Raw genomic sequence first — 13,806 nt, forward strand, 5'->3', positions numbered from 1 at the left:
TCTCACCTGTCACTGGTTATTCATGCTCGTCTGCCGCGCAAGCCATGCGCGGGCGAGGGATTCGGTTTGTGTCATCTCTTGCCAGACCTGGGTCAGCTCCGGCTCAGGCACCCGTGGCGGATCGGCCAGCAAGGGTAGTTCGGCGGCTTGCGTGGCCTGCACCACGCGTCTCGCGCCAAGCGTACCAAAGGTGCCGCGCAAATTGTGCAGCCCGCGCGCTGCCTTCGTGTATTCGCCAGCCGCCACATCGTCACGGACCTGGCGTGCAGTATCGCCGGCGTGCTGCAAGGCGCGCGTCACCATGTCCACCAGCGCAGATTGGCTGCCCAGACCGCGTGTCGCGAGGTCTTCCAGATGGCGCACATTGAAGACCACATCGGGGTCTGCTTCCGGTGCGCGTGCTGGTGGCGGCGGTGTTACCGTACTGGCGCGTCGCACGTGACGGACGATGGCTGAAAACAGCGTCGCACGGTCCACAGGCTTGGCGACGAAATCGTCCATGCCAGCCGCCTGGCAAGCAGCACGTTCATCGAGGGTCACACCGGCGCTCATGGCGATGATGGGCAGCTTGAGGCCCAGGTCCTGACGAATGTGTCGGGTGGCAGTGAAGCCGTCCATCACCGGCATCTGGACATCCATCAGCACCAGGTCAAAGCGGGAGGCGTCGCGGCGCAGGGCGGTCAGTGCTTCCTCGCCCGTATTCGCCAGCTCCACCCGCGCGCCAGCGCTTTCCAGCAGGCTCTTGGCCACCACCTGGTTGAGCGGATTGTCTTCCGCGAGCAGGAGCAGCAAGCCGGCGAGCGTGGCATCGGTGGCCGGTGCTTGTGCCGGTTCGGCTGGTGCGTTGCCATGAGCGTCGCTGGCATTCACTTCGCAGCCGGCCAGGAAGTGCCAGATCGCGACGCGTGTGAGCGGCTGGTGCAGCTCTGCCTCGGCCTGTGTGCCGCGCCCCACCGTGGCGAACATGGCGCCGGCCGGCACCAGCTTTGCGGCGCCCAATGCGAGGCTGACGTCGCAGAGAATCAGCCCATATTTGCGGGAGACGGACAAGGCTAGCGCCAGCTCGTCGGCGGTGGTGACAAAGTCGCACGGGCTATTCCAGCGCTTGGCCATTTCGGTCATTGCAGCCCGTGCCGCCTGCCGCGGATCGGCGTACAGGATGCGTACCCCGCGCATGGTATGCGGCAGCTGGTATTTATCGGGCAGCATGCCGGCATTCAGCGGCATGCTGAAACTGAAGGTGGTACCGGCGCCGGGACGGCTCTGCACTTCAATCACGCCATCCATCATGGCGGCAAAGCGCTTCGAGATGGCCAATCCGAGACCCGTACCGCCGAACTTGCGCGCCATCGAAGCGTCGCCCTGGCTGAATGGCGTGAACAGTCGCTCCATCTGGCCCGGTTCGATGCCGATGCCGGTATCGGCCACGTCAAAGCGCACATGGCCGGGCCGTACAGGATCGAGCCGCACATGTACGCATACGCTGCCTTGTTCGGTAAATTTCATCGCATTGCTGACAAGATTGAGCAGCACCTGCTGCACGCGCTGGGCATCGCCGTGCAGGCAGGCCGGCACTTCGGCATCGACGCGGATCGCCATGTCCAGATGCTTGTCGCCGCCGCTGATGGTCATGAAAGAACCGATGGCATCGATCACATCGTCCAGCAGATAATCCTCGTTTTCCAGGTCGAGACGGTTGGCCTCGATTTTTGAAAAGTCCAGCACGTCGTTGAGCAGCGCCAGCAGGGATTTGCCCGCGCCGCTGATCATGTCCAGATATTGACGCTGGTCGGCGCTGAGCGGCGTGCGCGCCAGCACCTGGGCCAGTCCCAGCACTGCGTTCATAGGCGTTCGCAGCTCGTGGCTGATATTGGCGACAAAGGCGCTCTTGGCCGCGCTGGCGGCTTCCGCTTGCGTCTTGGCGTCATTCAGTTCCTTTTCCGCCGCTTTCTCATCGGTCACGTCGCGCACGATCTTGGCAAAGCCGATGCACTGGCCTTTGTCGTCGCGGATCGGGAAGGTCTGCGCCAGGCCAAGGAAAGTGCTGCCGTCGCGGCGGCGGCGAAGGCCCATGTTTTCATACTGGCCACGCTGCAAAGCCAGTTCCAGGCCGACCGCCTCGCGCTCGGTGGAATCCACATGCAGACGAACCACGTGCTGGCCGACGATTTCGTGCTCGTCGTAGCCGAAAATCTTGTGCGCACCTTCATTCCAGGTCGAGATGGTGCCGTCCGGCCCAAGCAGGATGATGGCGTGGTTCTTGATTGCCGACGTCAGCAACTGGAAGCGGGTTTCGGACAGGTGCAGAATCGCCTGCTGCTCGCGGATGCGCACAGCCGAGGCGTCGGTTTCCATTTGCGCCAACTGCCGTTCGCGCACCAGATTGCGGCTGACGCCAAAGAACAGCAGGCTGATGGTAGTGCCGAGCATCAGCAGCAGGAAAGGCTTATCCTGGTCAATAGTCGCGTCGAACACTGCGGTTGGCGTCACGCGCAGAATCCACTGCTGGCCGTTATTGCCGACCAAAAGCGTCTGCACATTCTCAAGGTGCAGATAGCTGCCGCCCTGTTCGGGCAGTTCGCTGACGTACATCGGCTTGTTGTTCTGCCGATCAAAAAACACTTCGAGCCGCACTTCGCGCAATTGGGTGCCAAAGATGCCCGTCATCAGTTCCTTGACGCGGAAAGGGGCGTAGACAAAGCCGAGCAGGTGCCGCGCCGATACACCATCTTCTGCCGGCCCGTAAGCCGGATTCACCATCAGAAAGCCCAGGCTCCTGTCTTCGCTGGTGTTCTGCGCCAGAATGAGCGGAGCCGTGATCGTCATGCGGCCATTCTGCATCGAGGCCAGCAGCGCGCGTTGCCGCGTGGGTTCGGCCAGCATGTCGAAGCCGATCACAGACAGATTACGTGCCGTCTCGGGTTCCAGCAGCGTGATCGGCGCATAGAATTCGCGTTTGCCTTCAGGCCGAATCCGGAAGCTGGGCCGATCGTCGCGGCGGATTGCGCTGACGGCATGATCCAGGTCCTGCGCGGACAGAAAGTTTGCAAAGCCCAGCCCCATCACACCCGGAAATTGGCCGGGCAATTCCAGTCCCGTCACGAAATTCCGCCATTCATGGTGCTCGACGCTATTGGACGCCTCATACAGCGCGGAACCGGCGCGCAGCAGCGATTCGTATGCCTCCATGCGCTCGTACAGCGTGTCGCGCACCACTTGCGCTGAATGGTCGAAGCGCTCCTGGGCGTCACGCGAGATGCTGGCCTTGCCCCATTCCCAGGTGATGACGCTCAAGGTCATGCACACGGCCAGCGCCAGAAGCGGCACCGGCGAGAAGCGCGGCTGGCTGCCGTTGTCGGTGGCCAGCACCAAGGCAATGACAGTGGTGATGGCGAGGAAGAGGCATAGGTCCAGCACCGAATGCTGCAACAGGCCCGAGTCAAAAGGACCATAACCCATCGCGGTTGCCGGCACCGCGACGGCGACAACTATCGCCAGGGCCAGATACATGACACCGCGCCGGTGCCAGACCGCGGCCCAGGCCATCGGCAGCAGCAGAACGTAGGGCGGGATGTGCATGCCTTCCGGGATGAAGTCGTCGAAGAACACGGCGCATGCGCTGGTGGCAGTAACGGCCAGGACCAGCAGTTCGGCAGGCCGTGGCCGGGCAAGGAGCCCGCGCCAGCTTTGCATCAGCATCAGCGCCATGGGCGCCACGACGAGCATGCCGAGCAGGTCGCCGATCCACCAGACAGTGGCGACCTTGCCCGCCAAACCACCTTGAATAATGCCGCTTATCCAGAGCTCGGCCGTGCCATTGACGCAGGCCACCAGGGCCGCTGCGCCGATGGCGAACACGAAGAGATAGACATTGCGCGGCGTGGCCATGCGCAATTCACCATTGAGAAAGCGCTGCACCAGCCAGGCGCCGAGCAGGGCTTCGAGCGTGTTGCCGGCCGCGATTCCCAGCGATACCGCGCCGATCACCGCCGGAGTGGCGGCCTGGTTCTGGGCGAAGACAGTCAGATTGGCCAGCGCGGCGCCGATGAAGATGCTTGGCGAAGCACGCCAGCCATAGTGCAGTGCGAGCGCCAATGCGAAGCCGGAAGGCGGCCAGATCGCGGTGGCATTGCTTTGGCCGACCGCCAATAGCAAGCCTACGCGGGCAAGCGCGTAATAAACGGCCGTGGCCAGCGCCATGCCAAGCAGGGTATGCAGGGCAGAGCGGGGCGGCGGGGCAGCGCGTAAAACTTCAGCCATGCAATTTAGGTAAGGTTGCCTAAATCACAGACTAACATGGCCGGCAGGCCGATGCCAGCACGAGTCGCTGGCTCTGTTTAGTTATGCGCGCGGACGCTGGCGGTGGAACACGAGCGGGCTGTATGGTACGGCCGACGGCGGCGCGCTATTGAAAATGCCAGGCTTCATGGCGCCAACCACGTGCATCTCACAAGGTTTGCAGTCGAAACGCAAGGTGTACTTTTCATTGCCGCTGACAAGGGTCATCGGCTCGGCCTTCACCTGGCCCTGCACGCCTTGCACGCCCTTGGCCTGTTTCGGGCACAGGTTGAAGGAGAAGCGCAGGCAGTGCTTGGTGATCATCAGCGACACTTCGCCCGGCTCCTCGTGCGACTCGTAGGCCGCATCGATCATTTGCACGCCGTGTTTCTGGTAGAAGGCGCGCGCCTTTTCGTTGTAGACGTTGGCCAGGTAGCTCAGTTGCGTGTCCGGGTAGGTGGCGGGCGGCTGCACCGACGCCTTGCGCTCAGGACGCTCCCATGCCGCCAGACGTGCCGCCTCGTGTGCGGCGACAGCATCGCGGCGCAGGCCATTGATGGCGGCGGAAGGCACGAACCATGGCTGCGACAGGTCCAGCTTCACTTCGCCCGGCTCGAACATGGTGTTACCCAGCTTGGCGATGCTGGTGCGCAGGCTGCTTTCCGCTTGCGCCGCCTGTTGCGCAGGCTGCAGGGCAATCGCTGCCTCGGTGACGGAGGTGATGCCATCTTCGTCGATGGCAGTCAGACGCAGACCGCCGTCGGATTCGCTCAGGCTAAGGTGCAGCTGGACCTTGCGCTCGGACGACTTCTTGGTCAGCGACGCTTCCCAGTGATGGTCCTTGTTGCGGTTGACGATCGTGCCAACTTTCAAGCCGGGCAGGGCGGACAGCTGCTCGTTAGGGAAAACGCGCCAGCGCTGGCCTTCCTCGTCCTCGCCGAGCTTCTCGGCCTTGTTGGCCAGGATGCCGACGGTTTCGCGCTTGTTCATGTAGTTCAAGCCATCGCCGTTTTCCATGGCGGCGTTGGTCGACAGGTCGATGTGGTCCTTGCCGATCTTGATGACCGAACCCAGCTCCACGCCGACGAATTTCGGCGAATCGAAAGCGCCGATATCGTCCTGGCGGCCGTTGGCGAAGTAGTCGGTGTGGCCGCGGTGGAAGGTCTTGTCCGCGTCCGGTGTGAAGAACACTTCGGTGCGGCCGCTGGATGCGCGCGCGTACTCGGGGCGGCGTTCCAGAATCTCGTCCAGCAGCAGGCGGTAATTAGCCGTGATGTTTTTTACATAGCCCATGTCCTTGTAGCGGCCTTCAATCTTGAAGGAGCGGATGCCGGCGTCGATCAGCGCTTCCATATTGCGGCTCTGGTCGTTGTCTTTCATCGACAGCAGGTGCTTTTCGAATGCGACCACGCGCCCCTGGCTATCGGACAGTGTGTAAGGCAGGCGGCAGGCTTGCGAACAGTCGCCGCGGTTCGCGCTGCGGCCGGTATCGGCGTGCGAGATATAGCATTGGCCGGAGAAGGCCACGCACAGAGCGCCGTGGACGAAGTATTCAAGCGGCGTATCGACCGCGTCGCGGATTTGCCTGATTTTGTCGAGCGTCAGTTCACGTGCCAGCACCAGCTGGGAGAAGCCGACATCGCCAAGGAACTTGGCCTTTTCCACGGTGCGGATATCGCACTGGGTACTGGCGTGCAGCTGGATCGGCGGCAGGTCCATTTCGAGCAGACCCATATCCTGCACGATCAGCGCGTCGACACCAGCTTCATACAGCTGCCAGATCTGCTTGCGCGCCAGTTCCAGTTCCGAGTCGTGCATGATGGTGTTCATGGTCACGAAGATGCGCGCGCGGTAGCTGTGGGCGAACTTCACCAGCGCCGCGATGTCCTCCAGCGGATTGCTGGCGTTGTGGCGCGCACCGAAGGCCGGGCCGCCAATATAAACCGCGTCCGCGCCATGCAGAATGGCCTCGCGGCCGATTTCGGCAGTCTTGGCAGGCGACAGCAGTTCTAATTGATGATCAAGCAAGGACATGGCGGGCGGCTTTCGGTCGAATGAAGGCCAAAATTATACCGCTCACGGCCATGATTTTTTCGTCAATTTTTGAGTATTTCCGTGAAGCATCAGGCATAATTGCAGGATTTGCAATTTCAAGATCTGCAATGAAAAACCGACTTACCCCTCTGGCACTGCTCGGGTTGAGCGCCGCCGCGTTGGCACAGCAGCAAAGCAAGGAGCCGCCCATGAAGGCGGAACCGATGCAGAAAGTGGAAATCARGGGCGCGGCCGAAGATTACGACCCGCGCCGCGACGATACAGCCAGCAAGACCGTCATCAACCACGAAGAGATCATCAAGTACGGCGACACCAATGTGTACGACGTGCTGAAGCGCGCGCCCGGCGTGACCGTGATCGGCGATTCGATCCGCATGCGCGGTCTGGGCAACGGGTACACGCAGATTCTGGTGAATGGCGAGCGTCCGCCTCCCGGATTTCAGCTGACCACGCTGCCACCGGAGCAGATCGAGCGCATCGAAGTGGTGCGGGCGGCGACGGCCGAGCATTCCATGCAGGCGATTGCCGGCACGATCAACATCGTCCTGAAAAAAGTGGTGAGCAAGCCCCAGCGCGACTTCCGCCTGAACACCAGCCGCTCAGACCAGCAGCGCAACCTGTTCGCCGTGGCGACAATTGCAGACAAGGTCGACAATCTGTCCTATTACCTGAACCCTTACTTCGGCCGCAATCTGCGCGACGCCGGCTCGATCGGCGCGGACCAGTTCATCACGCCGAGTGGACAGGTAACGCAGGAACGCGACTGGTTGCGCCGCAACCGCAACGCCGGCAGTTTTGTGGGCCTGAATCCGCGCCTGAATCTGAAACTGCCGAACGACGACCAGCTCAATTTCAACGGCAACCTGGCCTTCTTCCGCAACAACAGCGACTATCACAGCGTCAAGACGAACCAGATCGGCAGCTTCGGCTCACCCGACTACACCAACGCGGATAACACCTCGAACAGCAGTGGCCACTTCATCGGCGGCGAGCTCAATTGGGTGGGCAAGATCGCGGGCGGCAAGCTGGATGCCAAGGTATCGGCCAACAGCAATCACAATCACTCGGAGAGCTTCTCGCTGTCGAGCACCGCGGATCAGTCGAATGTATTGCGACGCGATGCGGACACGGTCAGCCGCTACACGACTTACAGCAGCATCGGCAAATACACGCAAACCCTGTTCGATGGCCATTCCCTGGCGGCTGGCTGGGAAATCAATCGTCAACAGAACGATGATGATGTGGTGCGTGTTGAAGGCGTGATCGGCACCACGCCGGTCGTGATTCCCGAGCAGTTCAATCCCCGCATCACGCGCTATGCGGTGTATGGCCAGGATGAATGGAATGTGACCAAGAGCTGGTCCGTGTATCTGGGCGCGCGCTGGGAGACGATCCGTACCGACAGTGAAGGCACGGGCCTGATGAATACACAGTCCAACAGTCATGTGCTAAGCCCGGTCGCGCAGACGCTGTACAAATTCCCGGACAAGAGCGGCCGCCAGTTCCGCATGGCGCTGACGCGAACCTACAAGGCGCCGGCCACCAACCAGCTGACGGCGCGCCGTTATTTCTCGGATGAGAATACGCGCTTCAATCCGGACAGCAGCGGCAATCCTGACCTGAAGCCGGAACTGGCAACCGGCATCGACCTGACGTACGAGCACTTCTGGGCGCCGGGCGCCGTGTTCTCGATCGGCACGTCGCAGCGTCACATCACCGACTATATCCGCACCAGGCTGACTCAGGACAGCCGCGGCCTGTGGCTGAACCAGCCGCTGAACGATGGCAGCGCGATGGTGCGCACGCTCGACTTCGAGCTGAAGTTCCCGCTCAAGACGCTGGTGCCGGATGCCTTGCCGCTCGAGTTCCGGACGAACTTCAACAAGAACTGGTCCACGGTGGACGAGGTTCCTGGCCCGCATAATCGCCTCGACGGCCAGATCCCGCTCAGCGCGAATATCGGCGTCGACTATCGCACTGACAAATATAGCGCCGGCGCGAACTTCAACTATCGCGGCGGCGGTGCGGTGCGGGTGTCCGAGCAGCAGAGCACCCAGCTGTTCCGCTGGCGCGAACTGGAAATGTACCTGCTCTACAAATTCAGGCCCGGCGTGCAGGTACGTCTGGCGGTGAACAATGCCCTGGGCGAGGATACACGCGGCTACTCGCGCTACTCGGACATCAATGGCACCAGCGAAAGTTGGAGCCGCAGCTACGACTCGCCGCGCTTCCAGGCCAATCTTGAGCTCAAATTCTGACCAATGAAAATTCGCGCCCTTGTTTTTGCACTGGCGGTCTGCGGCAATGCCGCCGCAGAGTCGTCGCCTTACGGCAGTGCCGAGAGCAAGGCACTGATCGAGCAAGGCTATACCTTGTCTGTTCAAGGAAAGCGCAGTGAAGCTCTTGAAAAGTTCAAAGAGGCGGCAAAATTGTCGCCGGAGGCTTCCTTTCCAATTTCGTCGATAGCGACGCTGCTTTACGATGATTGCGGCCTGCGTAAGACCGAGCAGCAGAAGGAATGCTATGACCAGAGCAGGGGCATGGCCCAGCAAGCACTGGGCCTGTGGTCAAATGACCCGCTGGCGCATGAGGTGCTCAGGCGATTGTCGGGCGAACCATTGGCCTGGCAGTATCAGCCAGTCCCCGAAGCGGCGAAATTGCAGATTGAGGCGGAAGTGCTGTTCAATCAGCATAAATTCGATGAGGCTTACGCCAAGTACATGGCGGCCATCGCTGCCGATCCGCGTTTCGCACGGGCCTGGATTTACGCAGGCGATTGCTTCTTCTTTCGGCAGCAGTGGGCCGAAGCCGAAAAGCATTTCCGCAAGGCTGTCGAAATCGACCCGCGCGACTCGATGGGTTGGCGCTTCCTGGTTGACGCCCTCGCGCGCCAGGGAAAGCGCCGCGAAGCCGGACTGACTGCGGTGCGCGCTGTCGCCGCGCATCCAGGACAGAAAGCGAACTGGGACCGGGTGCAGGCGTATGAGCAGGCAGAGGGCACGCCTCTGCAAGCGCTGGGGCTGCGCATCATGGCCACGGGCGTGAGCAAGGACAAGGATGGCAAGCCGAAGGTGGAGCTTGCGGAAAGCCTGTCCAAGCTGGCTTCCGATAACCTGGATTTCGGCATCTGGGTCGGCTATGCACTCAGCAAGGCCAACGCTACAGAGGGCAGTCCGTTCGCCCGCGAATACGAGGCGTGGTTAAATGGCTTTAAGGTCGCCGCCGAAATTGAACAAAAGAACGGCGGCAAGATTTACGATCCCGCCTTGAAGACAATGCGTCAGTTGTACACCGATGGACAGCTGAAGGCCGCGATGTTGTTGTTGACCTACCGTGAGTCCTATCGCACCGAGCTTGACGCATGGCTCGCGGAGGAACCGCAGGGCGCCAAGGCCTTTATCGACCGCTATCACCTGATGCCTCAGTAGGGGCAGTCCTACTGGATGGCGGCCGCTGCGCCGAACGGCTCGCCAAACTCGCCGCCGAATCCCGTCAACGCAAACAAGGACTCAAATCTGCCCCCAGTAAAAAAGCCGCCGGGCAGGGGATCTGCACCGGCGGCTTGGGCTGAAGCGATTACAGCGACTTCAGGAACGCGATAACGGCGTCGCGGTCGGACTTGGACAGCTGCTCGAAGCGCTGGCGGGAAGTGTTGGCTTCACCGCCGTGCCACATGATCGCTTCGGTCAGGTTACGTGCGCGGCCATCGTGCAGGTAACCCACGTTGGCGCTGTTGCCCATCACCTTATCGGTGTAGCCGATGCCCCACAGCGCGGACGTACGCCACATGCCGCCTTGCGCCTGGCCTTCGGTCAGCTTGTCGGCCAGACCTGGACCCATATCGTGCAGCAGCAGGTCGGTGTACGGCTTGATGGTCTGGTTACGCAGCTCTGCGAACAGGTGGCCGGAACCGGTCCTCATCTCGACGGTGTGGCAAGCCTGGCAGCGCATGCCCTGGAACAGCTTGGAGCCTGCAGCCACTTGCGCCGGATCGACACGGTGCTCGTCCAGCGGCGCCACGCCTTTCGGGAAGCCGCTCGGCAGGCTACGCTGGGCAGGTACGGCTACCAGCGACAGGTACTGCGCGATCGACTGCAGATCGGCTTCCGAAATGCCTTTCTGCGGCGCGGCGGCGCGGCAGCCTGCCGGATCGGTGGTGCAGCTGCGGTTCGGATATACCGGCGAGGTCACCGCCATATCGAGCAGCAGCGCCGATGCAGCCTGATGGCGCAGCGAAACCTTCGACGCCTTCCAGCCGAAGCGGCCCATACGTACCGCACCGCTTTCCGGATCGAAGACGTAGTTGGCCACGCCTTTTACGCCGTCCGCATCAGGCGTGCTGCGAACGCGCGCCAGGATGTCCGCTTCCGGAATTGCTTCCAGCAGGCCGGCGCCAATCATCGGCTGTGCAGCGCGCAGCGAGAAGGTATCCGGTACCGGACCTTCGAAGGCCACTTTCGGCTTGCGCAGTTCGACAGCGGTGCCGTCGGCCAGCTTGGAGGTAGTGGTATCGAAGCCGGAAACGCGCACACCAGTGCCCCAGTTCTGCGGTGCGCCAGACGACGATACTGCATTCATCGCGACAGCCAGACCATACTGCGGATGCGGCAGCTGCTGGCCCGAAGCGTCGGTGGACGCCACGCGCACAGCCATCGTATCCAGGCGCTGGTTGACGGCGATCGGCGCCGGGCTGCGGCCGTTGTTCACGTGGCAGCCGATACATGCGGACTGGTTGAAGCGCTGGCCCTGCACACCGACAGCCGGATCGTAGCGGTCGTTGCCAGGTTCGTTGTGCATACCGGTGGTGAAGTTGGTGTGCACCAGGCGGCGGCCTTCCACGAAGCGCTGCATGTTCTGCATACCGATATTGTTATGCGGCTGCTGGAACATGAACAGGCCGTTGTCCGAGTAGTTGTAGGACACCGAACCCAGACCACCCGACAGCGTATCAACCGGCAGCGGCGTCGAGTTCAGGCGCGGCTGGGTGCCGTACCATGGCTTCAGGCCCGCACCCACTACATAGGTCCACTCGTAGGAGTAGTAGCGGATACCGCCGTTGTCACCCTTGGACATCATCGAGTCCGTGGTCGAGAACATCGACGGCGAGACTTCGATCACATCACCCTGCACCAGCGGACGCGCATTGATATGCGTGCCATTCGGGAAGCCGTCGGCGCCCAGACCGTCCATGCCCGGGTATTCCTTGACCAGGATGGAGCAGCCGTTGTTGATGCCGGTCGCCGTATTCATCTTGCCGTTGGCAGGGTAGGCCACCGGATGGCAGATCGGCACATTGTCGTCCACCAGCTGGCCCGGAGCCATCCAGCCGTAGCCGGTGACGCCCGGCCGGTCGATGGCGCGGAAGAAGGCGATGCCACCCTTCAGGAAGTCGACCGTGGTGTACTGATTGACGATCAGCTGCGGCTTGGTGACGCCAGCAACACGGCTGTTGTCGATGATCTCCACGCCCCAGGTGCGGTTCTTGAAGTATTGCGGCACGAAGGTCAGGTAGTTGCCCGGACCTTTATCGACCGGCAGGCCGGTTGCCGGGTCCACCGTTTCGTTCGGACCGTAGCCGATTTCATTCCATTCCTCGCCACGCTCACGGCCGTGACGCGCCAGACCACGTGCGCCGAAGCGGGTGATCAGGGTGCCGTCAGCCAGCGAGAACTGGATGGTTTCGATTGGGTCGGCCTGGGTTGGCAGCGGTACATAGCCGGTGCCGCTGGCTGGATACTTCACGGCGGTGGTCGCCGCGGAAGGCAGGGTGTTGTCGCTGCCCGGCGTCTTGAACTCGACTTCGAACAGCGAGTAGCCGTAGTTGGTCGCGCGCGCCACGCCCTGCATGCGGATGTAGCGTGCGTTCACGCCGAGGTTGAAGAACTCCTCGGTGCCGCCCTGGCCATTGGTCACGGCGCGGATCTGGGTCCAGTTCTGGCCGTCGTCGGAAATCAGCAGGTTGTACTGCTTGCCGTACGCGTTTTCCCACACCAGCTTCATGTAGCCGACCTGGGTTTTGGCGCCGAAGTCGAATTGAATCCAGGCGCCATCTTCGAAGGAGCTGGCCCAACGGGTGTTCATCTGGCCATCAATCGCCTGCATGGCATTGTTGCCGTTGTTTTCCAGTGCCGACGAGGTTGCAGCCACCGGCTTGATGCTGACACCCGGCTTGCTCGGATCGATCGGGTCTTGTGGCGGCGGCGGAGGAGGTGGCTCCACTACCGGCGAACCGGTGAAGGCCTGGATCTCGAAGATCGAATAGCCATAGCCGGTCGAGCGCTTGATACCTTTCATGCGCAGGTAGCGGCCGTTGCCGTTCAGATCCGTGAGGTCTTCCGAACCGCCCTGGCTGTTGGTCACGGATTTGATCGTGGTCCAGTTGGCGTTGTCGTCGGAGACTTGCAGGTCGTACTGGGTTGCGTGCGCGTTTTCCCAGTCGATGTGAACGCGCGTGATGTTCACGGACTTGCCGTAGTCCAGGGTCAGGAATTCATTGTCTGTGAATCCGCTGCCCCAGCGCGTGCCTGGATTGTGGTCGATGGCCGCCGCTGCGTTCAGATCGCCGCGTTCGGACGAACTGGCCGTCGCCGCAACCGGCGTCAGCGCCATTTCGGCCGACGCGCGTGCCACCGATGCCGCCAGCCGCAGCCCACCCTGGGCCTGGCTGCCGGAATCTTCACTACTGCCACCGCATGCGGCCAGCAAGGCTGCCAGGGCGAGAGGTAAGCCCTGGAGTGTTATCTTGCGTAGCCGCTTTAGGTTCGATCGATGCCCTGAAGGCGTCTTTCTCATGGTACCTCCCTATATTCTTGATGCGTTGCTATTTCGTTATCGACCAGTAATAAGATGATACTCATCATAATTACTTGCCAATTAAAAGCCGCGGTTTGACGGCGGCCTTGCGGTTTGCACCCGAGGTTCCATTCGATTCATTGCCGAATGGAAATATTTGGAAACGTTACCGTGACTAACTATCGCTGTCAAGCGTACCCGACAAACGAACACGATTCGTTACGATTTAAGACAAATTTGCGGCTTTGCCACAGGCCGAAAGTTAGACATTTGCAGCTTGACAAAGCTGGGCCGCAGAACGAAATTGAGAAATGACGGCCATAAGCTTGCTACTTGAAAGGCAGCGTCATGGAAACGATTACCATCCGATCGGCAGCAGGCGGCGCGGGCGCCTTACTTAGCGCTCTTGCCATGGCCCGGGCCGATAGTCCGCCCGCCGTAATTCCGGTCGCTTCCGAGCCGGCCGGGCCGCATACCAGCGGTAATCCAGTGATTATCGTGAGCCTGGACCCAGGTCCACACAAAGTCCTGCTGAAGCTGGCCGATCCGAGCCACAAGATTCTGACCGGCGAAGCGGTTACGGTTACGGTGACGGTGCCGGATACCAGGGCAGGGAAGCCGCACGACCATTGAAAGCAGGGCGCTTTCATACCGAAGTATAAGTTACGAAAGCGTGCTTGC

General features: G+C 61.4%; 6 protein-coding genes. 3 read left to right on the forward strand and 3 right to left on the reverse strand.

Annotated features, from left to right (window positions below):
• Positions 1-9 precede the first annotated feature (9 nt).
• Both AB4Z19_RS06995 and AB4Z19_RS07000 read right to left on the reverse strand, forming a co-directional pair.
• Positions 10-4,260: a CHASE domain-containing protein gene (locus AB4Z19_RS06995; RefSeq protein ID WP_442034782.1), complete on the reverse strand. Its 4,251-nt coding sequence runs from the start codon at positions 4,258-4,260 to the stop codon at positions 10-12.
• An 81-nt stretch (positions 4,261-4,341) separates the two neighbouring features.
• Entirely contained in the window at positions 4,342-6,312 is a 1,971-nt protein-coding gene (locus tag AB4Z19_RS07000; protein WP_442034784.1) for a peptidase U32 family protein, read from the reverse strand.
• A gap of 128 nt (positions 6,313-6,440) precedes the next feature.
• On the opposite strand from AB4Z19_RS07000, the gene AB4Z19_RS07005 reads away from it, so the two are divergent.
• Both AB4Z19_RS07005 and AB4Z19_RS07010 read left to right on the forward strand, forming a co-directional pair.
• Entirely contained in the window at positions 6,441-8,591 is a 2,151-nt protein-coding gene (locus AB4Z19_RS07005) for a TonB-dependent receptor plug domain-containing protein (protein ID WP_442034785.1), read from the forward strand.
• 3 nt (positions 8,592-8,594) lie between these two features.
• Positions 8,595-9,761, forward strand: coding sequence for a tetratricopeptide repeat protein (locus AB4Z19_RS07010; RefSeq protein WP_442034787.1), 1,167 nt, complete (start codon positions 8,595-8,597; stop codon positions 9,759-9,761).
• 148 nt (positions 9,762-9,909) lie between these two features.
• Here AB4Z19_RS07010 and AB4Z19_RS07015 read toward each other — a convergent pair whose 3' ends face one another.
• The gene (locus AB4Z19_RS07015; protein ID WP_442034789.1) at positions 9,910-13,125 is read right to left on the reverse strand and encodes a di-heme oxidoredictase family protein; all 3,216 of its coding nucleotides are present in this window, start codon (positions 13,123-13,125) and stop codon (positions 9,910-9,912) included.
• Positions 13,126-13,473: 348 nt separating this feature from the next.
• Between AB4Z19_RS07015 and AB4Z19_RS07020 the strand changes: the two genes are divergently transcribed.
• Positions 13,474-13,758 (forward strand): DUF6130 family protein, encoded by a 285-nt coding sequence (locus AB4Z19_RS07020; protein ID WP_442026650.1) that lies wholly within the window; start codon positions 13,474-13,476, stop codon positions 13,756-13,758.
• Positions 13,759-13,806 lie beyond the last annotated feature (48 nt).

This window comes from Pseudoduganella sp. RAF19, assembly GCF_052114165.1.
GTDB lineage: Bacteria > Pseudomonadota > Gammaproteobacteria > Burkholderiales > Burkholderiaceae_D > Rugamonas.

What these genes read in the sequence shown, in the direction of transcription:
- AB4Z19_RS07015 (WP_442034789.1), bottom strand. Translation starts at nt 13,125, where the DNA reads ATGAGAAAGACGCCTTCAGGGCATCGATCGAACCTAAAGCGGCTACGC.
- AB4Z19_RS07020 (WP_442026650.1), top strand. Translation starts at nt 13,474, where the DNA reads ATGGAAACGATTACCATCCGATCGGCAGCAGGCGGCGCGGGCGCCTTA.
- AB4Z19_RS07000 (WP_442034784.1), bottom strand. Translation starts at nt 6,312, where the DNA reads ATGTCCTTGCTTGATCATCAATTAGAACTGCTGTCGCCTGCCAAGACT.
- AB4Z19_RS07010 (WP_442034787.1), top strand. Translation starts at nt 8,595, where the DNA reads ATGAAAATTCGCGCCCTTGTTTTTGCACTGGCGGTCTGCGGCAATGCC.
- AB4Z19_RS06995 (WP_442034782.1), bottom strand. Translation starts at nt 4,260, where the DNA reads ATGGCTGAAGTTTTACGCGCTGCCCCGCCGCCCCGCTCTGCCCTGCAT.